The following is a 963-nucleotide window of genomic DNA, read 5'->3' on the forward strand; positions in this document are numbered from 1 at the left end:
AAATGCGGCGAAATTAAAGGTTTCTAAGAGGTCTTCAGCTTCCTGGATTAAAGAATCCGTTACTTTTTGATAAAGGCCTAGACTGGCAAATTTACCCGAAATAATGGTATCTAATACAGATAAGTGGCTTGGGATTTCTTGGTTGATCCAAGCAGAAACGATGCCGATTCGTTTTTGAAGGTCAGGGATTGAGGATACGCCAAATAACTGGTCAAGGACCTTCACCTGACCGCTAGAAGGAAAATTATATCCGGTTAGAATGTTGATGATGGATGACTTACCAGACCCATTCAAACCAAGTAGGGACCAGTGTTGCCCCTGGTTGATGGTCCATTGGATATTTTTTAATATGGCCTTATCTTGGCGGTTGAAGCAGACATTGTCGAGTTCGATGATGGTTTTTCCTGTGGTTGATGTCATGGCGTATCCTTTCTGAATGTAGTCGAATATTCTATTAAATTAAACTTATCATACCAAGGAAGAAAGTCAATATGGCGAATCACAGGTATATAAATGAGAAAACAATTAAAAATAGCCGTTGACAAGTTAAAGAGTTCTCAGTATACTTTCGTTATTGAATCATAAAAAAAGACGAGAGGAGTTTCACTCATTATGAAATCGTTCAAAGTAGCGAATTTTAATATTGTAGTCATTATCGTGACGTAGGACTGGAATTAACAACTGTTAATTTGAGTCCTATTCGATGTTGAGTGGGACTTGGCATCCCACATACTGTTTGTGGGATGCCTTTTTTATTGCTTTCAATACCAAGGAAATGAAATCTTAAAGAATTGGGGTGCTCATGTGGAGAGAACGAAGAAGACCAGTATAGGAACGGAATTGCTCGTCAATGCCTTGCGAGATCAAGGTGCAGAGATTATTTTTGGCTATCCTGGTGGTGCAGCTTTACACATATACGATGAATTTTTCCGCCAGAATGTCAATCACGTCTTAGCTCGTCAC

General features: G+C 39.3%; 2 protein-coding genes. One reads left to right on the forward strand and one right to left on the reverse strand.

The features are described 5' to 3' along the window. On the reverse strand, positions 1 to 420 hold a 420-nt coding region (locus ACRCJ0_RS15700), incomplete at its 3' end, for an ATP-binding cassette domain-containing protein (RefSeq protein WP_431391118.1). Positions 421 to 804: 384 nt separating this feature from the next. On the opposite strand from ACRCJ0_RS15700, the gene ACRCJ0_RS15705 reads away from it, so the two are divergent. Then, a partial coding sequence (locus ACRCJ0_RS15705; protein WP_431391119.1) for a thiamine pyrophosphate-binding protein occupies positions 805 to 963 on the forward strand: 159 nt, incomplete at its 3' end.

This window comes from Aerococcus sp. L_32, from assembly GCF_050689315.1.